The sequence below is a fragment of the Bartonella koehlerae C-29 genome (assembly GCF_000706625.1).
Taxonomy (GTDB): domain Bacteria; phylum Pseudomonadota; class Alphaproteobacteria; order Rhizobiales; family Rhizobiaceae; genus Bartonella; species Bartonella koehlerae.
Genome location: NZ_KL407334.1, coordinates 248,789 through 272,636, shown reverse-complemented (window position 1 = coordinate 272,636; position 23,848 = coordinate 248,789). Strand labels below are relative to the sequence as shown.

The 23,848-nt window shown below is 37.6% G+C and carries 18 protein-coding genes, 1 tRNA gene and 1 pseudogene; 14 read left to right on the top strand and 6 right to left on the bottom strand.

Going from position 1 to position 23,848, the window contains the following annotated elements; translation table 11 throughout:
- Positions 1-5 precede the first annotated feature (5 nt).
- Together O9A_RS01260 and O9A_RS01255 are read left to right on the top strand one after the other, a co-directional pair.
- Positions 6-962 (top strand): acetyl-CoA carboxylase carboxyltransferase subunit alpha, encoded by a 957-nt coding sequence (locus O9A_RS01260; RefSeq protein ID WP_034458003.1) that lies wholly within the window; start codon positions 6-8, stop codon positions 960-962.
- Between the two features lie 37 nt (positions 963-999).
- Entirely contained in the window at positions 1,000-1,743 is a 744-nt protein-coding gene (locus tag O9A_RS01255; RefSeq protein WP_034458001.1) for a L,D-transpeptidase family protein, read from the top strand.
- Positions 1,744-2,721: 978 nt separating this feature from the next.
- On the opposite strand, the pseudogene O9A_RS08530 reads toward O9A_RS01255, so the two are convergent.
- From O9A_RS08530 to O9A_RS01240, 3 genes and pseudogenes are all read right to left on the bottom strand, one after another.
- Positions 2,722-3,783 (bottom strand): annotated as a pseudogene (locus O9A_RS08530) (CobW family GTP-binding protein).
- A 5-nt stretch (positions 3,784-3,788) separates the two neighbouring features.
- Positions 3,789-4,895 carry a D-alanyl-D-alanine carboxypeptidase family protein gene (locus O9A_RS01245; RefSeq protein ID WP_034457999.1) on the bottom strand — a complete coding sequence of 369 codons (1,107 nt, stop codon included), beginning with the start codon at positions 4,893-4,895 and terminating at the stop codon, positions 3,789-3,791.
- A gap of 722 nt (positions 4,896-5,617) precedes the next feature.
- The gene (locus O9A_RS01240) at positions 5,618-6,427 is read right to left on the bottom strand and encodes a lysophospholipid acyltransferase family protein (RefSeq protein ID WP_084790487.1); all 810 of its coding nucleotides are present in this window, start codon (positions 6,425-6,427) and stop codon (positions 5,618-5,620) included.
- Positions 6,428-6,559: 132 nt separating this feature from the next.
- On the opposite strand from O9A_RS01240, the gene thiD reads away from it, so the two are divergent.
- Entirely contained in the window at positions 6,560-7,426 is an 867-nt protein-coding gene (gene thiD, locus O9A_RS01235) for a bifunctional hydroxymethylpyrimidine kinase/phosphomethylpyrimidine kinase (RefSeq protein WP_034457995.1), read from the top strand.
- A gap of 467 nt (positions 7,427-7,893) precedes the next feature.
- Here the strand turns inward: thiD and O9A_RS01230 are convergent.
- Positions 7,894-7,968, bottom strand: a tRNA-Gly gene (locus O9A_RS01230).
- 189 nt (positions 7,969-8,157) lie between these two features.
- Between O9A_RS01230 and O9A_RS01225 the strand changes: the two genes are divergently transcribed.
- The 7 genes from O9A_RS01225 (at position 8,158) to O9A_RS01185 (ending at position 16,380) form a co-directional block, all read left to right on the top strand.
- The gene (locus O9A_RS01225; RefSeq protein WP_034457993.1) at positions 8,158-9,126 is read left to right on the top strand and encodes an ABC transporter substrate-binding protein; all 969 of its coding nucleotides are present in this window, start codon (positions 8,158-8,160) and stop codon (positions 9,124-9,126) included.
- Positions 9,127-9,186: 60 nt separating this feature from the next.
- Positions 9,187-10,083: an ABC transporter permease gene (locus O9A_RS01220; RefSeq protein WP_034457991.1), complete on the top strand. Its 897-nt coding sequence runs from the start codon at positions 9,187-9,189 to the stop codon at positions 10,081-10,083.
- Positions 10,076-10,870 carry an ABC transporter ATP-binding protein gene (locus O9A_RS01215; protein ID WP_034457989.1) on the top strand — a complete coding sequence of 265 codons (795 nt, stop codon included), beginning with the start codon at positions 10,076-10,078 and terminating at the stop codon, positions 10,868-10,870. Before O9A_RS01220 ends, O9A_RS01215 begins: the two co-directional genes overlap by 8 nt.
- Positions 10,871-10,874: 4 nt before the next feature.
- Positions 10,875-11,918, top strand: coding sequence for a DNA polymerase III subunit delta (gene holA, locus O9A_RS01210; protein WP_034457987.1), 1,044 nt, complete (start codon positions 10,875-10,877; stop codon positions 11,916-11,918).
- Positions 11,919-12,492: 574 nt separating this feature from the next.
- A complete protein-coding gene (locus tag O9A_RS01205; RefSeq protein ID WP_034457985.1) occupies positions 12,493-13,425 on the top strand; it encodes a prephenate/arogenate dehydrogenase family protein in 933 nt (310 codons plus the stop codon).
- A 1,593-nt stretch (positions 13,426-15,018) separates the two neighbouring features.
- Positions 15,019-15,873 (top strand): YihY/virulence factor BrkB family protein, encoded by an 855-nt coding sequence (locus tag O9A_RS01190; protein ID WP_034457979.1) that lies wholly within the window; start codon positions 15,019-15,021, stop codon positions 15,871-15,873.
- 12 nt (positions 15,874-15,885) lie between these two features.
- Positions 15,886-16,380 carry a YaiI/YqxD family protein gene (locus O9A_RS01185; RefSeq protein ID WP_034457978.1) on the top strand — a complete coding sequence of 165 codons (495 nt, stop codon included), beginning with the start codon at positions 15,886-15,888 and terminating at the stop codon, positions 16,378-16,380.
- Positions 16,381-16,382: 2 nt separating this feature from the next.
- On the opposite strand, the gene O9A_RS01180 is transcribed toward O9A_RS01185, so the two are convergent.
- On the bottom strand, positions 16,383-17,087 hold the full coding sequence (locus O9A_RS01180; protein ID WP_034460154.1) for a TlpA disulfide reductase family protein: 705 nt from the start codon (positions 17,085-17,087) through the stop codon (positions 16,383-16,385).
- A 472-nt stretch (positions 17,088-17,559) separates the two neighbouring features.
- Here O9A_RS01180 and lptM point away from each other — a divergent pair, with 472 nt between their 5' ends.
- The 4 genes from lptM (at position 17,560) to O9A_RS01160 (ending at position 22,575) form a co-directional block, all read left to right on the top strand.
- Positions 17,560-17,739 carry an LPS translocon maturation chaperone LptM gene (lptM, locus tag O9A_RS01175; RefSeq protein ID WP_034457976.1) on the top strand — a complete coding sequence of 60 codons (180 nt, stop codon included), beginning with the start codon at positions 17,560-17,562 and terminating at the stop codon, positions 17,737-17,739.
- An 8-nt stretch (positions 17,740-17,747) separates the two neighbouring features.
- Positions 17,748-19,013: a diaminopimelate decarboxylase gene (gene lysA / locus O9A_RS01170; protein ID WP_034457974.1), complete on the top strand. Its 1,266-nt coding sequence runs from the start codon at positions 17,748-17,750 to the stop codon at positions 19,011-19,013.
- Between the two features lie 142 nt (positions 19,014-19,155).
- Positions 19,156-21,582, top strand: a complete 2,427-nt coding sequence (locus tag O9A_RS01165; RefSeq protein ID WP_034457972.1) for a TIGR02302 family protein — start codon at positions 19,156-19,158, stop codon at positions 21,580-21,582.
- 228 nt (positions 21,583-21,810) lie between these two features.
- Positions 21,811-22,575, top strand: coding sequence for a class I SAM-dependent methyltransferase (locus O9A_RS01160; RefSeq protein ID WP_034457970.1), 765 nt, complete (start codon positions 21,811-21,813; stop codon positions 22,573-22,575).
- A gap of 535 nt (positions 22,576-23,110) precedes the next feature.
- Here the strand turns inward: O9A_RS01160 and O9A_RS01155 are convergent.
- A complete protein-coding gene (locus O9A_RS01155) occupies positions 23,111-23,794 on the bottom strand; it encodes a response regulator transcription factor (RefSeq protein WP_034457968.1) in 684 nt (227 codons plus the stop codon).
- Between the last annotated feature and the right edge of the window lie 54 nt (positions 23,795-23,848).

Here is a 23,848-nt window from a genome sequence, read left to right as displayed (position 1 = left end):
GTGCAATGTATAATTATCTTGATTTTGAAAAACCGGTTGCTGATCTCGATGGGAAAATTCTTGAATTAAAAAAGATTTCTCAGGAAGAGAGTAGTCTTGACATGAGTGACGAGATCGCGCGTCTTGAAATGCGTTCCAAAGCGGCATTGCGCGATATCTATAAAAAATTATCGCCTTGGCAAAAAACACAAGTGGCTCGTCATCCTGATCGTCCCCATTTTATGGACTATTCTGAACGATTGCTAAGTGATGTTACACCTTTGGCAGGAGACCGCAAGTTTGCTGAAGATGAGGCTATTCAAGCGGGGTTCGCACGCTTTAAAGGTGAAGCAGTCGCTTACATAGGTCAAGAGAAAGGTCATGATACGCAAACACGTTTGCGCTACAATTTTGGTTCTGCACGTCCAGAAGGGTATCGCAAAGCTGTACGTATTATGGAAATGGCTGATCGTTTTGGTTTGCCATTACTCACTTTTGTCGATACGGCAGGGGCCTATCCTGGTGTAAGTGCTGAAGAGCGCGGTCAAGCAGAAGCAATTGCTCAATCAACAGCAGCAACATTGCGTTTAAAAGTTCCTGTTGTTTCGGTTGTTATTGGAGAGGGCGGTTCTGGGGGGGCAATAGCGATTGCTGCGGCCAACAAAGTTTATATGTTAGAGCATGCAATTTACTCTGTTATTTCTCCAGAAGGAGCTGCTTCTATTTTATGGCATGATCCAACTCGTGCCAAAGATGCGGCAATGAATATGCGTATTACTGCGCAAGATCTCTATCAATTAAAAATTATTGATGGTATTATTCCGGAGCCTTTAGGAGGAGCACATAGAGAAAAAGAGGCCGTGATTGATGCAACGGGTGATATTATTTCTTTCGCTTTAGAGGCTATGGCTGGCAAAGAGGGTGACGTTCTTAAACAAGAACGTTGGGAAAAATATCTTCAAATTGGTCGTTCTTTAGCATAACTTGTTTTTGTGAGGGATGAATAGGAGTTTTATTCAAATGATATTCAAAAGATTCCTTGCAATATGCGTTTTGTTTGCAACTGGAATATTAACAGCATGTGAGGGGCGATTTCCAGCCTCTATTCGTGCTAAAGTTGAGCAGCCACTTCCGCGAGAGATTCAAAATAGAATGGTTTTGTATAATGTTGATCCTTATGCGCCGATTATGATGCGGTTTTTTAAGAAAGAAAATGTTGCCGAAATTTGGAAACAGTCTCGTTCAGGACCTTTTGTGCTGATAGCTCGCTATGGCATTTGCAAATGGTCAGGTCAGCTTGGACCTAAATATAAGGAAGGAGATCTTCAGACACCAGAAGGCTTTTATACTATTAGCGCAAATCAAATGAATCCTTATTCGAAATATTATCTTTCCTTTAATATAGGATTTCCCAACCTGTATGATCAGGCCCATGGTCGTACAGGGAGCAATCTTATGGTGCACGGTTCTTGCTTTTCTGCTGGTTGTTATTCTATGAGCGATAAAAATATGGCACAGATTTATGCTTTTGCACGGGATGCTTTTAGAGGTGGGCAACGAGAATTCCAGTTGCAAGCTTTCCCTTTCCGTATGACCGCTGCTAACATGGCGCGTCATAGTTCTGACCCTCATTATCAATTCTGGATAATGCTTAAAAAAGGCTACGATCTCTTTGAGGAGAATCGTAAGCCTCCAACGGTTGATGTGTATGAAAAACGTTATGTTTTCAATATTGATAAAACTGCAGTTTCTTTAAAACCATGAGTCTTAATTTTATCGTAAAATAGAGATCTTTTTGCTTCTTTCAGAATGGTTCTTCTATGACAGAATTATATGTTAACATTTATACTGGTTTTTTTAATAGAAGAACGATTAAAGCAAGGATCAGGAGTTCCATAAAAAATCTTTTTATCAAATCACAATGAAATTCCTCTAAAGAGTTTAAGTTTATTGAAAAAGCATTTTATAAAGGCATTTATCATCTTTATGTGCTGTTTTCATCCTTGTGAGACAAGGAAAGGCAAAAAAGGATAGGGGTACCGTTATGCTTCCTTAGCCGTTTTTTCGTGTCTGTGAAGCAGAATCTTTATCAGGAATAACTTGTATATTGTTAAATTCTTCAAGAAGTTGCAATGCTTGGATAATATCATTTCAATCACCCGCCTGAGAAGAAAATATAAAGCTTAACTCAAGATATTGGACTACAGCATCATTTTTCACGGTTAAGATTTGTGTTTTCGCGATGCTTTCCGTTCACGCTGACCTTATCTATAAACTGTAGCATAGGCAGGAGTTTGGATAAAGGTAGTATTGATTATCTATAGTCTATCGTTCTTGACAAGTTCTTCCACAATTGGATGTGAGATTGCTTTCTGATAGCAGGAATTTATAACGTTTAAGATATTACGCCATTTGTTGAGCATAAAGGAAAGTTTCACCCTCCTGAGCTTTGGCTTTAAAAGTAACGTAAACACTTTCAATAAAATAATGGGTAAAGTTTTTATTTTTCACGTGCGTCTAAGAGACTTATTTTCATTAAACGGAATATCCTTTGCCAATCTTTACACTTGATGGAATATTTTTCTGTGTAACGCGCTTATTCTTTCCAAATGAAATAATATGATTCTCTACTTTGCTTTTAAATTTTAATTAAAGCATGGAAATGAGGATGTGTTAGAGTCTCTTTGAAAATCTGCTTTCTATATCGGTTAATTTTTCTTCATATGAAACTTGGAGGAAAAATTAAAATTTTATTCCTGGAATAATTAGTGGGTTATCCAATATAGCAATTTTGTCTGCAGTATCTATTGAAGGTTTATTTGAAAGAGCATTGAAGAGTTTTTGTATCGCTTCTTTTTCAATACCATCGGCAATGATGACAAAAGGGGTTTGTGTGATTCCTTTTGGCCATGTTAGAAGTTTTATTGGTGGATGGAAAAATGTTTGTACGTTTTGCAGCACAAGTGGGTGCGGGGGATCATCACGCAATGCGATAATTGCTTTGATCCGTAATAATTTTGAGCCATAAAGGTTTTTTAGGAGATATAAAAAAGCATCAAGGGTGGCGTAATCAATAGGCTCCTAACAGTCTAGAGAAAAGGCGCGAATGGTCGACAGGTGTATATGATCGTAGGGAGCAATAGGGTAGCATCGTTTAAATTGCGTGTTTTCTGTTTTTTCGTCCCATAATGTTTTACTTATGAATGCAGTTGAGTAGAAATGATCAGAATGAACATCGATGATTTGTGCTATAGGATTAATCGCTTTGAGTGTGTTAAGAAGCATGTTTGAAAGCGTTTTTGGGTTAGTAAGGTCTGTTTTTGTAAGGATAATTTTGTCAGCAAGCGTTAATTGTTTATGTATTTCAGGATGGTGTTTGAGTATGGAAAGCGTGTTTAATATATCGAATGTTACAAGAACAGCGTCGATGGACAATGTTCGCATTTAAAATGGGTGATTTAAAAGAGCTTGTAAAATAGGGGCCGGATCAGCCATACTTGTTGTTATCAATGATAATGCGATTAAGTTGTTTGTAATGTCCTGTATGAACGCGCTTAATCAAATCGATTAATGTATCAATAAGATCACTGCGTAAATTACAACACAAACAACCATTAGTGAGTTCAATGATCCTTCTGTTGTTTTTTCAACCAAAAGGTGCTCAATACTCATTTCACCAAATTCATTGATGATAACAGCGCTGTCAGCCAAAAGAGGATTGCACAACATCCAGTTGAGCAAAGTCGTTTTGTCCAAACCTAGAAAACCGGTAATAAGCATGAAAAGAAAGCGATTTGTTTTCATAGGAATTATCGTGTGTGATTTGTGGCTTTTGTCAGGGGGTGATTTGCGTGTTTTTTACTCGGAATGGAAAATTTTTTTAGCGGTTTTTCTTTGACTTTAGGTGTCTGTGGCGTACTAATAAGTTTTACAGGTAAAGGAAGAACAGAAGAAGGCGGAGCCGCTATAAAAGGTGAGGTGAGGATGATATTTCCTTGATCATCATAAGAATTTGCATTCATTTGTATGGCTTCAGGCGTGCACGTTTGTTGTTTCATGTTGCTTGCTTGAGTCATTTTAGTGCCATAAGGTTCAAGTGTTTTTAGTGTTAATTGTAACGATTCTTGACGCGAAAATCCTGCTTCAAGCAGTTTTGCAGCTTTTTTTTCTCTTTCACTGATGTTTTTAGATCCTAAAATGACAGCAATAATTGTACGTTTATTGCGGGTCGCTGAAGCAACAAGATTAAAACCGGAGGCACAAATAAAGCCTGTTTTCATACCGTCTATTCCATCAAAACGACCAATGAGATTATTTGAATTGGGTTGGATCTTGCGTTTGTTACCAAAATCAATGGCTGGAATAGAAAAATAATGGGCATATTGAGGAAACTCCCGGCGAATCTGAACTGCTAAAAGAGCAATATCACGCGCTGTGGAATAATTATTTGGATCTGGTAAGCCACTTGCATTAGCAAAATGGGTTCCAAACATTCCTAGGCGTTGAGCTTCAGCGTTCATTTTTTGCACAAAGGCTTTCTGTGAGCCAGCGACCGCTTCACTCATGGCAATGGCTAAATCATTTGTGGATTTAACCATGGTGATACTTAACGCTGTATCAAGTGTGAGAACAGAACCAGCTTTATAACCTGAACGATATGTGGGAGCTTTTGCTGCATATTCGCTGATGGTGATGTGTTTGTTGGATGAAATTTCCCCTCGGCTCATGGCGCGAAAAATGACATAAGCAGTCATTAATTTTGTTAAGGAAGCAGGATACCAACGTTCAAAGGCTTGATTGTGTTCTAAAATGCGTCCAGTTTTAACATCGACAGAGATAAAGGGTTGAGTCAGAGCAAAGCTGCTTGTCAAACTTAAAACGAAAGATAGAAACAATTTATAGAGGAGTCGCTGCATTAAGTGAATCCAAAGCCTTCTTATCTAGAATGATTTAGAATTATTTTAATTTAGCACACCATGTTTTTGAGTCTATAATCAGCGAGGAAAGATGGTTAATGACTTATCTTTTTTTCTTCGGAGATAAAAACTCAGTGTCTATTTTTACAATCTTCCTTTAATTAATGCGGTTTTACGGCTTTCAAAAATATCAAAAACATTCTCTTTTCAATCATAAAGATTACTGAGGAGTTTAAATTTTTGTTTTTTGTGTTCTTTGTTCAGGGAATTGTTCCCTTTCACGAAAGAACATTAAGCTATTCTGTCGTTCATTCATGATTGTGCCTAAAGAGATTTTCTCATCTTCCTGCCAATCGCATTTCTTGGTAGTATTGATGCAAAAAAGAGTTCTTGGTTATGACCATCTTTATCCTTATTGAAAAGATACGCACGAGTATAACAATAAAACCATTGTGCACTACCCTCTTTCTGCTTATGAAGATGCAAGCTGGCACTATCATTCTCTTTGCTGGTTTAAAATGTTGCGACAGCCCTTGGCATTAAGGTGGTTCATAGAGGCATATTTACTCCTTTCTTAAATAGTTTTTACCTACATGCCAACCTGGCTTGTGATGTGCGTGCGAATGATTTTAATTTATTCATTAAGAGAGTTTGAGGTGAAAGAATCTTACGATATTTTGGTCTTTGATTCAACATATAGAATAATAAATTATCCTTATAAATCAATTTTTTGATTTACAGTTATCATCCAGTTTTTGAAGCTTTTTAATAGCGCAGGGTGGCATGGGTGGAGGGCTAGGATCTTGTGCTGCTAATAAAAGCAATTCATCACAGGCTTTTTCTGTTTTTTGGATGAGTTGATCTAGAAAATCACATTTGCTTAAACCAGCGTCTATGGGGGGAAGAATGCGAACGCGGATTGTTCCAGGATAACGGCGAAAATTGTTACGTGGCCAATATAAGCCAGCATTGTGTGCAATGGGAACAACTTGAAGTCCCAATTCATGATAGAGAGCAACAATTCCCGATTTATAATTTGGTTCTTGACCTGGCTGTCGGCGTGTTCCTTCTGGAAAGATCAAAATTTGGCGTCCTTGTTTTGCTTTTTCTTTGGCTTTTTGTATGATGGTTTTTAAGGCTTTAATGGGTGTTGTTCGGTTAATGGGGATAATTTGTGTTTTTGCCATATACCAGCCAAAAAATGGAATCCACATTAGTTCACGTTTTAGGATGAGAGCGGGGTCCTCAAAATAGGGTATAAGGCTGAAGGTTTCCCATGCAGATTGATGCTTTGGAGCTATGATATAGGCTCCTTTGGGGAGGTTTTCTAATCCTTCAATTTCGTAGTTTGTGCCTGCAATGTATTTTTGCAAAAAAAGTGTGATGCGCGCCCATGTTTTAGGGACAATCCACGCTTTTTTGCGTGGCATTACAAAATAGATGGGAGCGTAAAGAATCATCTGGATAAAAGTCGTTGTATAAAAAGCGAGGGTAAAAAGAAAAGAACGAAGAATAAGCACTAAATTTTCCATTTTATATCTACAAGAAGACTGTTTATATAATTTACTTTGACATTGGAAAACACCTCTTTTTATGTTTTTTTTTCATATCTAATTTGGAAATGTTTCTTTATTTGATGCTTAGAATAATAAGGGAAAGGATGGATGAAATTACAGATTAGCCGAGATGCTCTTTTTATTCCACGGATTTTATCTATTGCGGGAACGGATCCTTCTGGTGGCGCTGGAATGCAAGCGGATTTGAAAGTTTTTTCAGCCATGAAAGCCTATGGAATGAGTGTGATTACTGCTGTGGTCGCACAAAATACTCAAGGTGTACGTGCTTTTCAGGCATTGGATGCTTCTTTTGTTGCTGACCAAATTGATGCGGTTTTTGAAGATATTCATGTTGATGCTGTTAAAATTGGTATGGTAGCAAATGCTCAAATTGCTCAGACTGTTGCAGAGCGTCTTGCTTATCACAAAGCGCGCTTCATTGTTTTTGATCCCGTTATGGTGGCAAAAAGTGGCGATGTTCTTCTAAATCCTGATACTATTGAAATTATGCGTGATGTTCTTGTGCCGATGTCAACTTTGATTACGCCAAATTTACCTGAAGCGTCTCTGTTGTTGGGATATGAAAAGATGCAATGGTCTTTAGAAGCTATGTACCAATATGGTCCACAGCTTCTGGCTCTAGGGTGCTGTGCAGTTCTTTTAAAGGGTGGGCATTTGAACGTTTTTGCTCGTACAGATGAGGCGAATTATGATTGTTCTAGTCCAGACCTTTATTGTGATGGTGCAGATCTTATCATGCTTGAAGCCCCTCGTTTTATAACCACTCATGATCATGGTACAGGTTGTACCATTTCAGCTGCCATCGCAGCTTTGTTGCCTACCAAGCCTTTGGTTGATGCGGTTAAACAAGCAAAAGGCTATTTAAATGGGGCTTTATCTACCTCAAGCGCTTTACAAGTAGGGAAAGGACGTGGTCCCCTTCACCATTTTTATGAATTATGGAAGAATGTATAAAACAAATGATTGTAAAACAAAAACTTTCTGCTCTGTTGCATGTTTCATTATTATATTTTCCGCGGTTATACAAAAATCAATCAAACCAAATGTCGTTTGACACGCGGTTTTTTACTAGATGGAGAAAGGTGGGATGAGGGAAAAAAGGTGTTAATTTCTTGTTTTTATGACTTTTTTCTCATTTAATGAGAGTTTTCTCAAAATAGATTTTGATACCTAAAAATCAAAGTAAAGAGTAAAAAATCATAAAGTTCAGAATTTGGTACAAAAATGAAAGAAGCTTTTTAAAGAGTTTGTGAGAACTTGGTAGACAAGCTTTAAAAGAACTTTGAAAAAAATAAACTGGTACAGCATTTGATGCTAAAAGAGACAAAAGTAGATGATACGCTATAGCGAACAGCCAACAAAAACCACTCTGACAGGACACAGATAAACTAAAGGTATGTTAAAATAGATTATACAACTTATGGAGCGGGCGATGGGATTCGAACCCACGACCCCAACCTTGGCAAGGTTGTGCTCTACCCCTGAGCTACACCCGCTCATCGACTCGAAACATATTTGCTTCGGATGCTGTTTGTATGGCGTAGGCTTTAACGAATTGCAACAAAAAAATAACATTTCAGTTCGATTTATTTTGCGAATGTTTCAGAAATAAAAATAAAGATTGATTTTGAAGGTACTCTTCAATAGATTACTCGTTTTTTAATATAAAAAAGGGGTGGAGTAAAATGTCGAAAAGAGTCAACATATTATGGATTGCGATTGCAGCTATTTTTATCATGAATAGTTTTGCAAAAGCGGGTGATTACGTTAAAGTTGCACTTACACAAATTATGGCACACCCTGCTGCAGATGCTGTCCGTAAAGGGGTTTTGGATGCGCTGGCAGAAAATGGTTATAAACAGGGTGAAAATTTTGAACTCACTTTTTTATCAGCACAGGGCAATATTTCTACAGCAACACAAATTGCACGTAAATTTGTTGGTGATAAACCCGATGTTATCGTAGCAATTACTACGCCCTCAGCACAGACGATGCTTGCGGCAACAAAAACAATCCCTATTGTTTTTGCTGCAATTTCTGACCCTGTTGGAGCTAAAATAGTATCTTCACTCACCAAACCTGGTGGTAATGTCACGGGAACTTCTGATCGTATAGATGTTGCAGCAACTGTTAAACTTTTGCAGGAAGTAAAACCAGATTTGAAAAAAATTGGTTATCTTTATAATGCTTCTGAAGCCAATTCTGTTTCAACACTTAAGATGTTAAAGGACGTTGCAAGTAAAGCAGGGATTGAGATCATTCCTTCATCTGCGCCTAAACCTTCTGATGTTCAAGCGGCAACACGGGCTTTAGTTGGTAAGGTGGATGTCATTTTTATTCCCGCTGATAATACGGTTCTTTCTGTTTTAGAGGGTGCAACAAAGGTTACACAGGAAGCGAATGTGCCTGTATTTACCGTCGATTTTAACTCTATTGGGCGCGGTCCCTTCATGACACAGGGCGTGAATTTTTACGATGTAGGGGTTGAAGCTGGGAAACTGGTTGTGCGTATTCTAAAGGGTGAAAAACCTGGCGATATTGATGTTGTGCAGGCCGCTAATAATGATATTAGAATTGATATGAAAGCAGCCCAAAAGGTTGGTATTGTTATTCCACAAACAATTATAGAACGCGCGACAAAGATACTTCCATAGTCTTTTATTGATATGATGTTGATACAATAAGGTGCGTTAAGTTATGAGGATGATCTTTGAATGAGTGTATTTGCGTTTTCTGGCGCTGTGGAGTTAGGCCTTATTTATGCATTTGTTGCTATAGGGGTTTATCTCTCGTTTCGTGTCTTAGATTTTCCTGATTTAACCGTTGATGGTTCCTTTCTTCTTGGATCCTGTGTTTGTGGCGTTTTGATTCTTTTAGGTTTTAATGCATGGATCGCTATGGCATGTGCTTTTTGTGCAGGTATGGTAGCGGGTTTATTAACAGCTTTGCTGAATTTGCGTTTTGGCATTTTGAATCTTTTGGCTTCCATTTTGACAATGTCGGCACTTTATACAGTTAATCTTCGTATTATGGGAATTATGGGAGGATCTAATATTAATTTGGCATTTGCTGATACGGCTTTAACACCCTTGTATAATCTTTTTAGCTTGCCTGATATTTTTGTGCGTCCTCTTTTCGTTGGCACTGTATTGCTGGTGGTGGTATTTTTAATCTGGCGCTTTTTGGAAAGTGAAATAGGTCTTGCTATGAGAGCAATGGGAGTTAATCCACGGATGGCTACAGCGCAAGGGATTCATACTTCAGCATTGATTTATTTTGGTATGGGACTTTCAAATGCTTGTGTTGCGCTTGGAGGCTCCCTTTATATTCAAACTGCGATTGCTACCGATATTACTGGTGGAGCTGGTACGATTGTTTTCGGTTTAGCGGCGGTTATTATTGGTGAAACTCTTTTTCGTATGCGCAATATTTTTTGGATTATTATGAGCTGTGTTGTCGGATCTGTACTTTATCGTGTTGCAGTGCAGTTTGCGTTTGAGGCAAACGGGATTGGTATTGATACATCGACGGATCTTCAGTTGATTACTGCGCTTTTAGTTGTTTCAGCCCTTGTAATACCACGCTATTGGAGGAGGCATAAACATGATTGAATTTTCTCATATAGGTGTCACTTTTAAACCGCAAACACCGTTGGAAAAACAAGCTTTAATTGATATTAACCTCAAAATTGATCGGGGAAGTTTTGTTACTGTTATTGGATCAAATGGCGCTGGTAAATCAACTTTGCTTAGTGTTTTAACAGGTGCAATTCTTCCTACAGAAGGAAAAGTAGTGGTTAATGGACAAAATGTTTCTCGACAATTAGTCAGTGAGAGAGCCGGAAGAATCGCTTGTGTTTTTCAAGATTCACTAATGGGAAGTTGCGGTTCTTTAACCATTGAAGAAAATTTGGCTCTTGCTGCTCTTCGCGGGAGTCGTCGTGGTTTGCGTTCAGCCTTAAATCACAAAAAACGACAATTTTTCCAAGATGAAATTGCTCAATTGGGCATCGGTCTTGAAGCGTATATCCATAATCCTATGGATAGTTTATCAGGTGGGCAACGTCAAGCAGTTTGTCTTGTGATGGCTACTTTAGCGCACGCAGATGTTTTATTGCTTGATGAACATACTTCAGCATTAGATCCAGGAATGGCTGATTTTGTGATGCGGTTAACTGAAAAAATCGTTGAAGAGAAAAAATTAACAACTATTATGGTGACGCATTCTATGCGTCAGGCTCTTGATTATGGAGATCGCACATTGATGTTACACGGCGGAAAAGTGATTTTAGATGTATGTCAAGAAAAACGTCAAGGTTTGAATGTCAACGATTTAATCGTTATGTTTCAAAAAGTGCGTGGGGAAGCTCTTGATTATGATGAACTGTTAATGGATTAATATTTTGGCTCAAAAAAAAGCGCATGAAGTTGATCATTTTCTAAAGCGCTTTTCGCGTTCTTTTCCTATTGTTCTCATTTACGGACCAGATCGTGGTCTTGTTTGCGAGCGTGTGCAACATTTTATTAAGCTTACGCAGATAGCTGTAGAAGATCCTTTTTCCAGCGTTCGTTTGGATGCTGCTGAAATTGATAAAGACCCTGCTCGATTGGTAGATGAGGCACGTACTTTATCGCTTTTGGGTGGTGATCGTTTGGTATGGGTGTCTAATGGCGCTAATCAAAAAAATTTCCTTGCTGCCCTTAAGATTTTAATTAAAGAACCACCAGAGAAAAGTTTTATTCTTATTGAGGCAGGGGATCTCAAAAAAGGAACAGGGCTGCGGAATATTATTGAGACCGCATCGATAGCTATGGCTTTGCCTTGTTTTGCGGATGATATTCGTGCTCTCGATACATTAATTGATGAAGTTTTGGGTCATTTTAAGATGAACCTTTCTTTGGATGCACGTAAATGGTTGCTTCATCATTTGGGAGGAGATCATCTTGTTTCACGTGGTGAATTGGAAAAGCTCTGTCTTTATACCCTAGAGAAAAAACATATTGCTCTTGAGGATGTGAAAGCGGTGGTTAGTGATGTTAGTACTCTTTCTCAAGATGACGTGATCGATGCTGTTTTACTGGGAGATGTGGCAGGTTTTGAAGCGCATTTTAGTCGACATGCAGCACTGCAAAGCACACTTTTTTTTATTTTGAGTACTGCGCAAAGGCATTTTCAACAATTACAGCTTTTGCGTTACCAAATAGATATTGAGGGTAAAAGTACGTTTACAGCAATTTCTCAAATGCAACCGCCAATTTTTTTTAAGCGGAAACAAATCATTGAACGTGCTTTGAGTTATTGGAGGAGAGAACAAATTTCTTACGCCATGGAACGAATCCAACATGCTGTTTTAGAAAGTCGTAAAAATCCGCTTTTGAGTGAGGCTATTATTCGTCAAGCTTTGTTGGGACTAGCAATTATTGTGCGGCGTCAAATTGCTGCTTAAAATATTGAATTGGTTGTAAAAGTGCATTTGCTTCATATTTGTTTGATTTATGGCATCGTGGTGAGGAAAAAATGTTTTTAGACTTACGGTATCTTTTTGCACAAATATCTTAAAGAAATTTCCAATATGTAAAAAAGTTGTGTTGATTATCATTGCCTTAGGATTTTTAGGCTATCTAATCCCACGGTTCTGCTAAGAAGACTTGGTATTTTCTTACATTCTAAAGAATTTTTTGGAATAAAACGGGTGATACTGTTTGCAAAGTGGTTGTTATTATTGATTGAAAATTAATGAAAAGTATTTGTATTTTAACAGTTATGCATGCTTGTAAACAATGAATTAAAAAGTTTTAGAGCTTGATGTTACGTTTTATCAATCATTTGGTGGTGCATGTTTCAGATAAAAGGAATCTCTTAGTAGTTTGCGCAGATGATAATTTGGAGGTGCGTGACTTTATTCTTCTTTTTTCTTTTGTCGATTGCGGTTTTTAAAATGTTTGATACATAACTCTTGAATAAACAAGAGACCAATTTTGGTTTTGTTGTTATTTTCAAAGAGTTCTTGAAGGTAAAAAATGCTTGATATTCAGTTTGAAAAAATAGCACTCATAGGAATCGGTCTGATTGGGTCTTCTTTAGCAAGAGTCATTAAAAAGAAGAATCTTGCAACTCATGTTTCTATTGCAACGCGTCGTCAAGAAACATTGAAAAGAGCGTGCGAGCTGCAACTTGGGGATTTTTATACCACAGATAATGCAAAAGCTGTTGAAGGGGCTGATTTGGTTATCCTTTCTGTTCCCGTAGGAGCTAGTGCGCAAGTAGCAAAATCACTTCATGATCATTTAAAACCTGGAGCGATTGTGAGTGATGTTGGTTCTACAAAAGCGTTGGTTATTGCAGAAATGATACCTTTATTGCCCAAAACAGTTCATTTTATTCCTGGTCATCCGATTGCTGGAACAGAATATTCGGGACCGGATGCTGGTTTTGCTGATTTGTTTATGAATCGTTGGTGTATTTTAACGCCTTTAGCTGAAAGTGATGCTGGGGCTGTAGCACAATTGACAGCATTTTGGGAAGCTTGTGGTGCGCGTGTTGAGAAGATGGACGCTAAACATCATGACCTTGTTTTGGCTATTGTTTCGCATTTGCCGCATTTGATTGCTTATAATACTGTTGGAACAGCTAGTGATTTAGAAAAGGTGACGAATTCAGAAGTTATTTCTTATTCTGCTTCAGGTTTTCGTGATTTTACCCGTTTGGCATCTTCTGATCCCGTTATGTGGCGCGATATTTGTTTGCATAATAAGGATGCTATTTTAGAAATGTTGAGCCGTTTCAGTAAAGGACTTTCTTCTTTAGAACGGGCAATTCGTTTGGGAGATGGTGAGACGCTATTTGATTTTTTTACGCGTACGCGTGCTGTGCGCCGTAATATTATTGATGCAGGGCAAGAAATTGATGCTTCTGATTTTGGACGTCAAAGCGTTTCTAAAAAAAGCACGTAAAAACAAGGGACTTTTTATTAAACTTTGTTTGTTTTTTCTAGAAATCTATAAGAAATTTTTTCATTTTCAGTTATCGACTGCGATAAAGAAGATGAAAAATTGCTTAGATGTGGGCAAGGGCTCGGATACAAATGGTTATGATCACGAGGTTTCACCTGTGTCATTATCAATGGTCATATTTGGCGCTCTAGGATATAGGATGTCCTAGAGTCAACTCATTGATTTATAATGATAAATAAATGATTTTCTTGTTGAAACAAAGGCTGTGGATATTGCAATATATTCCTGTTTTGTTCACGTTCAGCACATATTCTAAGGGAGATTGGTATGCTGGTGATGAATCGTCGGGCGATAAACTGTTTGAGTGCAAAAGTAGTAAAACGTTAAGCGCTATAATAATGGCGCTGATCTTTGGCTTTATAAGCATGAGGATGGAGGAGCTCAGAGGGTATTGCGTTGTACGATTCATGGGTGGTAGTGAAGTGGGGTTAGGGACCTGTAAAGGTATATCCTTAAGAAAGTATGAGAGTTTGCTGAACAGAGGGTGTGATATTACCCATGGTCTATGCCTATTAAAAGAACGTGATAGGTTGCAGTGTGAGAGAATATATAATTTCTGCGCGTTAGAAAGAAATTACTTTTGATGCCATTAAAAAGTTTTCGATTTTATAAGACATAATATTATAATTTTTATTATCCGTTTTTATTTCCTACACCGGTAAAAAATACTGTGGTTATAAAATCTTAGTTTTCAAAAATAAGTGATAATGCAATTTTGTTTATATGAGAAAAATATTGCCTTATTTTTCTTTAAACACATACAATTTACAAGATTGACAGTTTCAAACAATTCCTTCCTTAAGAGGGTGATCTAAGGTTTCTATAAAAGGTATAGATTTTGCTATTTTTTAGCGAAATCTATATCATTCTTTAAATTTATCATTGAATGTAAATTAACAATCTCATTCATTAATATGTGCTTTTTGAACACATGCAATTTATGTTATCGATAATTTCAAAAGATTGTGACTATCGAATTTATAATAAAAACGTATTATGAACTGTTATGATAATAGCTACTTTGTATTTCATTTGAATACTTATATACGTCAAATATTTGCATCATGATTTGCTTTTTATGCTCTGTTCATACGTGGCATCATTTTATAAAATAATGAATTAAAACACGCATTTAAAGTGTGGATTCTCAAGAGGATTCAAACAAAATAAAATAATATAATATATTGATTTTTTTATATTTATTAATATGACTTATTGTAAAAGAACATCATGTGATGTGTCTCCAAGTTTGCAATAAGGGATCATAGGTCGTTTGGTCTGGTTTATGGATGCGTGCCTCTATTTTATCAAAGATATCGATAGTGTACCAGTGTAAGTATCCTAATCTTGTTGTCTTTGGTTTTTGATGAACGAAATTTTTTTCTTCATTCTCTCTTATTTTGATATAAAGTTAAAGCTTGACCGTATGGATTACTGCCCTTTATACTGAGAAAAGTTTATTTTTTAGATCATTGATGATTTTTATAAAGCTTAGATAGGCTAAAGAAGGGTTTTTTCAGAAAGTATTAAGATTTGTTAAGACGTATCTTTTGGTATAGCTACCGTATTCTTGTGGATGCAGTAAGTCATTATTACCGTGATAATGGAAGTGCTTTTGCAAGCCATGTCGCTTTGTCAGTGCTTTTAGCGTTGTTCCCTTTTTTTATTTTTGGTGCATCTCTTGCTAGTTTTATTGGTGCTTTTACATATACGCCGCAAAAAATTAAAGCGCTTTTGCAATTATTACCAAATGTCATTGCAGAACCTTTATCTCAGGAAATTGTTAATGTTTTAACTATTCAACGAAGAGGTGTGTTGACGATTTCTGTCATTGGAGCAGCTTATTTTTCTTCTAATGGGGTGGAGGCTTTGCGCACGGCTTTAAATAAAGCTTACCGTGTTGTTGATCGGCGTAGTTTGTTGTTTTGTCGTTTTCAAAGTTTGTTTTTTGTAATTCTTGGGGCTTTTGGTCTTGTTGTGATCAGCTTTTTGTTGATTTTAGCGCCTTTACTCATCAAAATTATGCAAGATTATTCTTTTTTCATTACTAAATATATTGGTGTTATTCGTCTCTGGCGTTACATAATCGCAGCAGTTGTTTTATTTGTAAGCCTTTTGATTGTTCATAAATGGCTTCCGGCAGAGCGACGCAAATTTATAGATGTTTTACCTGGAATCGTGGTAACAATGTCTGTGTGGTTTATGGCTTCTCTTGCTTTTGCGCAGTATTTGACAATGTTTGATTATATTTCTACCTATGCGGGATTAGCATCTATTATGGTTGCCATTATTTTTCTTTACATTTTAAGCGCTATTTTTATTCTTGGAGGTGAAATAAATGCAGCGATAATGTTTTATCGCAATCATTTGCATCATTTAGATGAATGAAAGAACTTATTTTTGTATGAAAGCCAAGAGACAAAAACGCAAAGAAGATCAGCAATTACTTTGTTAGTTGATGCTGATGCTTGTCCTGTAAAAACTGAAATTTATCATGTTATGAATCGTTATCAGCTTAAAACATTTGTTGTAGCGAATCGTTTTTTCCCCCTTCCAGATGAAGCGCTTCTTGAAAGGGTGGTCGTTTCTGGCAAATCCGATTCTGCTGATGATTGGATTGTAGAACATGTGCAGGAGACTAGTATTGTTATTACTAGTGATATCCCTTTAGCTGCACGGGTTGTGCGCGCGGGTGGTGTCTGTCTTTCGCCAACCGGGCGTATTTTTGATGCAAGCTCTATCGGTCACGCTTTGGCGATGCGCAATCTTATGGAAGATTTGCGAGGACAGGGTAAAATGACGGGTGGCCCCAGTCCTTTTTGTCGCAAAGATCGTTCTGCTTTTTTATCGGCATTAAATTTAGCTATACAACGGTTAAAAAGATGCGGTTATTAAGATTATTGTGTTTCTCTTATGAAAGCTTTTATAAGTGCTTTGGCATCGTCATTGGCCCACGGGGCTGCACCATTAAATGAAGCAATGAGATGACCCTTTTTATCGATCAGAAATGTTATGGGCAAACCTAAAGCTAGCCCTTGTTTTCTTAAGTTGTTGAAAATAGACATTGTTTCATCGCGATAGTAAAGCAAGTTATCAGCACCAATATTCTGTAAAAATTGCTGAATTTTTTCAGGAGAAGCAGCTTGATCAATATTAATAGCTATGACATCGAAATTTTCTCCACCCAATTCACGTTTTAGTTGCGCTAGTTCTGGCATTTCTGTGCGGCAGGGAAGGCACCAAATAGCCCATAGATTGATGAGCATCGGTTTTCCAGTAAATTCGCCGAGTTTATGATATTTTCCTTGTAGATTCTTGAAAGAAAGTTGGTTCATGTCATAGGGCGTATCAGCAAAACGCAGGTGGGTAAAAAAGCCTTTCGCTGCTTTTCTTATCGCTACCATTTTTTCTTCTTGTATTTTTCCGACATTTTCTCTTTCTCTTGGAATTAAGTTGGTAAAAAAAGACGCTTTCTTGTCATGAGGTTCTTTTGTTGCGTGTAAGCCTATACCAATTAAGATTACCGCAACAGAAAAGCATGCGATGAAGATGCGCATTTTGGTCTTCTTCTTTTTAAGGCTGGTGATATTTTGAGGAATCATCATTTTTGTCCTTTTTATGGAGAGTTTTAAAGTATAATGGATGAGAGATTGAAAAATCAAATATGAGGTGATGAGTGCTGGAGGCAATGTAATTATAAAAGATGAATGCTTCAGTTGATTTTGATTAGAGACTTTATTGATAAGATATTGAAAGTTCATTTTCTTATGCGGTGATGTTAGCGCAAATAAAAAACATTTCGCAATTTTATTGTAAAAAAATCTTATGATTTAAAAATTGTCTATCAAAAGATAAAAACGAGTTCATTTATTTTTTCATAAAAGCCAGAAAATATTTTTATGAATTTGGAGCTTGTTGAACAAATTGATTGATTTTTTAGCAGAGTGTTTGCCTATAGTGTATTCAAAAGACTTTCGTCAAATTGCTTGGTTAGAGAAACGTTTTGTCATCACTTGAATGATTTTATTTTTAACCAAAAATAAAGAAAGAAACCGATATGAGGAAAGAGGGCATATGAAGATCATTGTAAAGAGTTTGATGATTATCCTTTTGGGGAGTGCTTTTGTCGTTGGATGCGGACGGAAAGGTGCTCTAGAATTGCCTTCTTCAAGGGTAGAGAAAACAACGCAGGAGCCATTTTCTTCTAAAAACAAATTAGATAAACCTTTTATTCTCGACCGATTGATACAATAGAGGTTTTTATGCGTTTTTTTTCTTATTATCAGGGTATTCTTCACGCTGAAGGTCTTTCTCTTTCTGCATTAGCGCAGGATGTGGGAACGCCTTTTTATTGTTATTCAGCTAGTGCAGTGGTTACAAATTTTAAAGACTATCAAAACGCTTTTCTGGATATGTCTAGCTGGATTGCTTATGCAGTTAAGGCTAATTCTAATCAGGCAGTATTACGGCTTTTAGCGGCAAACGGAGCGGGAGCTGATGTGGTTTCAGAAGGTGAATTGCGACGCGCTCTTGCTGCTGGTATTCCTGCTCATCGTATTGTTTATTCTGGCGTTGGTAAAACAGTAAAAGAGATAGACTTTGCTCTTGCACACGATATTTATTGTTTTAACGTTGAATCAGAGCCTGAACTTGTACAACTTTCTGTACGTGCTGTTGAGTTTTCAAAAATAGCACGCGTTTCATTGCGTATTAATCCAGATGTAGATGCAAAGACCCATAAAAAAATTACAACGGGGAAATCTGAAAATAAATTTGGTATTCCAATGTCGTTGGCGTGGGATGTATATAAAAAAGCAGCTCAATTACCAGGCATTCAGGTGTGTGGTGTGGATATGCATATTGGCAGTCAGATCTGTGATTTAAAACCGTTTGAAGACGCATTTCTTATTGTTGCAGATTTTGTGCGTCAGTTAAGGAATCATGGTTATGCACTTACTCATATAGATATTGGAGGCGGTCTTGGTATTGCCTATGGGAATGAACATCATTCAGTACCATCTCTTTCTGATTATGCAGCACTTGTAAGGAAATATATTGCGCCTTTAGGGATTAATATTATCGTGGAGCCTGGGCGCAGTATTGTTGGTGAAGCTGGTGTGTTGGTGACATCTGTTCTCTATTTAAAAAGAGGAAAAGGACGAAATTTTGTTATTGTGGATGCGGCAATGAATGACTTTATGCGTCCAACACTCTATGATGCTTGGCAAAATGTGGTACTTGTGGAACAAGCATCAAAAAATACATTACTGATGAGAGCAGATATTGTTGGTGCAGTTTGTGAAACAGGTGATTATTTAGCATTAGATCGCCGTGTGCCGACCTTGGCAGCAGGCGATCTTTTAGCGATTACGGGAGCTGGTGCTTACGGCGCTGTGATGGCAAGCACTTATAATAGCCGACTTTTGGTGCCAGAAGTTCTCGTTCAGGATACGCGTTATGCGGTTATTCGTCCACGTTTTGATTATGCACAATTGATAGGCTGTGATTATGTTCCAGATTGGATTTGAGTCCATATGAGATTGAACATTGTTAAATGTTTTTGGTCTTATTTTTACTAAACTTTGATGAAACAATTTATTTTCTGGAAATTGTCTTGTATGAATTTTACGATTGCAATTCATCACTCTAAAAGGGGACAAATATTTGTCTATGAAAAATGAAAACATCAAAAGTTTTTTAGCAATAAAGCTTTTGTATGTGCGCATTTTGATGTGGTGTATCCTATTTTTTGAGCGGATATGGGTACGATTGTTGCCGTTTTTTCTAGTTCTCAGTCTCTTTTGTTCGTTTAGTTGGTTGGGTGTTTTTGGCATTCTGGGGTATTGGCCACATTTACTTTTACTTGGCCTTATCTTTTTTTCTGCCGTGGGAAGCTTGTTTTTTCTTGTCAGTTTTCGGTTGCCTACTTTTAAGGAAATTAATCAACGCCTTGAACAAGCAAATGGTCTCAAAAATCAACCTTTAAGCGTTCAAGAAGATCATTTATGTCCTGAAGATGATGAAGATTTTCATGAAGTTATTTGGCGCGAACATCAACGTCGTATGGCCAAACAATTGTATCATCTAAAAACTGGGACTGCGTATCCTAATAGTGCGGCTTGCGATCCGTTGGCTCTTAGGACTATATGTATTCTTCTTTGTGTCTGTGCTTTTAGTTTTTCTTTTGGTTCGTTAGGGGGGCGCTTGGCAGATGCGTTTGATTTACGTCCTCTCGTTGATGAAGCATCCATGCGCATTGATGCTTGGGTAACACCACCTACTTATACCGATATGGCACCCATTTATTTAACACGAGGTGAGACAACACACTTTGCTGTTCCTGAGGGAAGCAACGTGGTTGTACGTGTTGTTAATGGTGCTGGTGTTACAGTAAAAGCGCTCGCTGAAAAAGATGCTCATAAAGTTTTGTTTTCCAAGAAAAGTGAAAAAACGTCTTTAAATGATCCAATTGTTCATTTTGAAACACACTTAGAACGCTCAATAGATTTGCTCATATCATCACGTCATAAGCAATTCAAGTGGTCTTTGCAGATGATTAAGGACCAGCACCCAACAGTTCGTTGGTTGGAAAAACCAGGGCGAATTTTGGCTGGTTCGTTAGAGATTCAGTATGAGTTGGAGGATGATTATGGGGTGACAAAGGCTTTTGTTGAAATAGAGTCTTTTCTTGATCAGCACAAAAGCGTCACTTCCCTTTATAGGGCACCTGAAATAATGCTTCTTCTTCCGCGTGGTGGGAAGGGTAAAATGCGGATGGTGCAAGATGTATCAGCGCATCCATGGGCTGGTTCGGAGGTTAAAATTACTTTGGTGGCAGAAGATGGTGCTGGGCAGAAAGGGCGTAGCAAAACTTTTGTTATGACATTACCCCAGCGTGTTTTTTCTAATCCTATTGCTCGTGCAGTAGGTGAATTGCGTCGTTTGCTGGCCATTGATGTTTCTAAAAAAGAGCGTGTACTCGATATGCTCTCTGCTTTACTTGTGCGCCCAGAAGATGGGCTTCAAAATGCAACACATTTTCTTGCTCTACAGAGTGCATGGACAAGGCTTTCTATGGCAGAGACAGAGGATGATCTACGCGATATGGTCGATTATTTATGGCAAATCGCTTTGGGTATTGAAGGCAATCAGCTCCAATCAGCTCAGAAAAATTTAAAACAAGCACAAGCCGCTTTGCGTGATGCACTTCGCTACGGTGCTTCAGCGGCGGAAATTGAACGGCTAATGGCTGATTTACGCCAAACTATAGATGATTACGTTCAGACTTTGTCTGAAAAAATACAAAATAATAGCAAAAACAGTAATCTTAGTCGTTCTCCTCTTGCAGAGGATATATTAAAAGAAAAGCTCAATATAATTGAAGAAATGGCTAAAACTGGCTCTTCTTTAGCAGCTGAACAGTTGTTATCTGAACTTGAACAAATTCTTGATCATTTGCAAGTGCAAAAAGATAATCAAGGTGGGGAGAGCAGCAAAAACCAATTCGCACAAATGAAAGAAAAAATCGATCAGCTTGGTGATATGATGCGACGCCAACAAGAAATTCTCAATGAAACACATCAGTTGGAAATGGAACAACGACGTGGAGAAAATATGCTGGAAAAGCGAAGAAAATCTTTACAAAAACGTCAAGCTGAGTTGCAATCAGAATTATCGGCTTTAGAAAAAGAATTATCAAAGCAGGGGTTTGAACAGAGTGATGAATTGAAAAAAGCAGAAGAAAAAATGAATTCTGCAGAAGCTGCTCTTGAGCGCGGAGATCATCAGATTTCTATGCAAAACCAGTCAGCTGCTCTAGAATCGTTAAGGCAAGGTGCACAAAATGTTTTAGAAAAAATGCGTAAAGTTCTTAAAGAAGCAGGAGATCATCAAAATGCTGTTTCTGGTCATCAAGATCCTTTAGGACGTCCACTTTCTTTAAAAAATACTCAAGGGCAAGAAGGGGGAACTATACCACAAGAAAGTGATCAAATCCGCGCACGACAGATTTTGGAAGAAATTCGTAAACGTCTTAGTAAAGAGCATATTCTAGAAGTAGAAAAAAACTATCTTGAAAGGGTGTTAGATTTTAATTAATCATTTTTTCTTTTTATTATTGTCAAAAAAATCCACGGAAAGTCTTTATGGGACGCAAGTTTCAAAAAATAAAGAATATGATCAAGAGTATTGATGGTAGTGATCAGAAAAACTTTCTGTGCTACTTTTGAAGTTATTTGGGTTTAAAATATGAAATGTTAAAATTTTCGCCATTGCGGAGAAAAGGCAAAGGTCCATATAAGTTTGGTATATGAAAACCTATGATGTTTGAAATTTTTTTCTACACGGTATGTTGAAGTGGATATAGTCACACTTAAAGATTTTTATGCTTCTGCTCTTGGTAGGCGTGTACAGGAGACATTGTGTGACCAGTTAAGTTTATGTTGGCCGGATCTTACTGGTAAAAGGGTTATGGGTTTTGGTTATGCACTCCCTTATCTTTCTGCTTTGCGTATGCGTGCACAACAATGTTTGGCTTTTATGCCCGCTTGTCAGGGTGCTGTGCCATGGCCCTGTGCTGATAAGGTTGCTACAGCACTTGTTTTTGAAGAAGATTTACCGCTTCCTGATGCTTCGATTGACTGTATTTTATTGGTACATGCACTTGAATATACAGAAAATTCATTCGAAACATTAAATGAAATATGGCGTGTTTTAGCTCCCAATGGCCAGCTGATTGTTATTGTTCCTAATCGTTCTGGATTTTGGGCGCGCAACGCTTGCACACCCTTTGGTTACGGTGAACCTTATAGTCGGCAACAAATTGTTCGTTTGTTTGAAAAAACACATTTTATTTCTGGATCAATACAAGAAGTAGTACATTATATGCCGTCTTCAAGCTATGTCTCGCACTTTTTTTCTTTTCTTTATGAACCGATTGTACGTCATCTTTTACCTTATTTTGGTGGACTTTTAGTTTGTCAGGCTCAGAAACGTGTTTATCAAGGCTTGCTTGTACAACGTCGTCAGTCGCGGCGTGTTTTTATGCCTGCGCTGTTGCCACAAGCGCGTGAGAGCTCTCTTTCCTCTTGATTTTGACGTTATGCATTGCTTTACGCTTTTGTTTATTGTGTTCTTTAATGGGGAAGCATTTTTCACGCAAAGCAGAAATGCCATTGTGATGCAAATTCACGCGTTTGCTTGAAACAATTTTGGCTAGAGCGCAAGTTCATCTGACGATGGTGTCCGTAAATTGTAAGGTCTAGTGGCTATCAACATCTCTACACTTGTAAAGTGACAAGTTAGCGCCATCATTTTATTTGGCTGGCTTTCCATATGTTTGATGATTCTTGCATTGAGAGGGGATATCAGAGAACTTGTTAGTCCTTTTTACAGCACTTTTATCCATACATTCATTTTGCTGATGGCATGTATGCGAATGATTTTTTCTGCTTGTGAATGTTAAGCTTCGGAGGGTAGAAGATTACTATATTTTGGTTTTCTATTCAAGGTGCAAAATGATAAATTATTCTTATAAATCAAAGTCTTGAGTTTACTTTATTTGCCTTCTGAGAAGAGAGATGAATGGGCATCATAATTGTTTTAGCAGTGATAACTGCTGTGAAATTTAAAGATTAAGACGATATCCGTTTTGATCTGTAATGAGGATTCGCGCATTGGAGGGATCTTTTTCGATTTTTTGTCGCAAACGATAAATATGGGTCTCTAACGTATGGGTAACAATGTTCTCATTGTAGCCCCAAATCTGTTCTAAAAGCGTTTCGCGACTGACGATTTGCTCGTTGTTGCAAGAGAGATATTTAAGAATGGCAGCCTCTTTTTCTGTGAGGCGAATTTTGTTATTTTGTTGATCAATGAGGAGTTTTTGTCCGGGTTTAAAAGTATAAGGACCAATGTGCAAAATAGCATCGTCATTTTGTTCATATTGGCGCAATTGGGCACGAATCCGAGCCAAAAGTACTGCAAAGCGAAAGGGTTTTATCACATAATCATTAGCACCTGTTTCAGGATCTAAAAGAGTATCGCAATTTGTGTCATAATTCGTGATCATGATAATGGGGGCACAAAATCCTTGGGTGCGTAATCTTTTAACGACTTTATAGCCGTCAAGATCAGGAAATTCAATCCCCAAAACCGCTAGATCAATGTTCTCTTCTTGGGCTATTGTTATTCCTGATTCAGCTGTTTTTGCTTGCAAAACTTTAAATTCTTTATGAATTTGCAATTGCTCTACCAGAATAGGGCGCAGATCATTATCATTTTCAACAATTAAAAGAGTATAAAAATTCATTTTTTTCCTTATAAGCTATGTTTATGCACCAACTGTTGCGAAGTAGTTTCATGA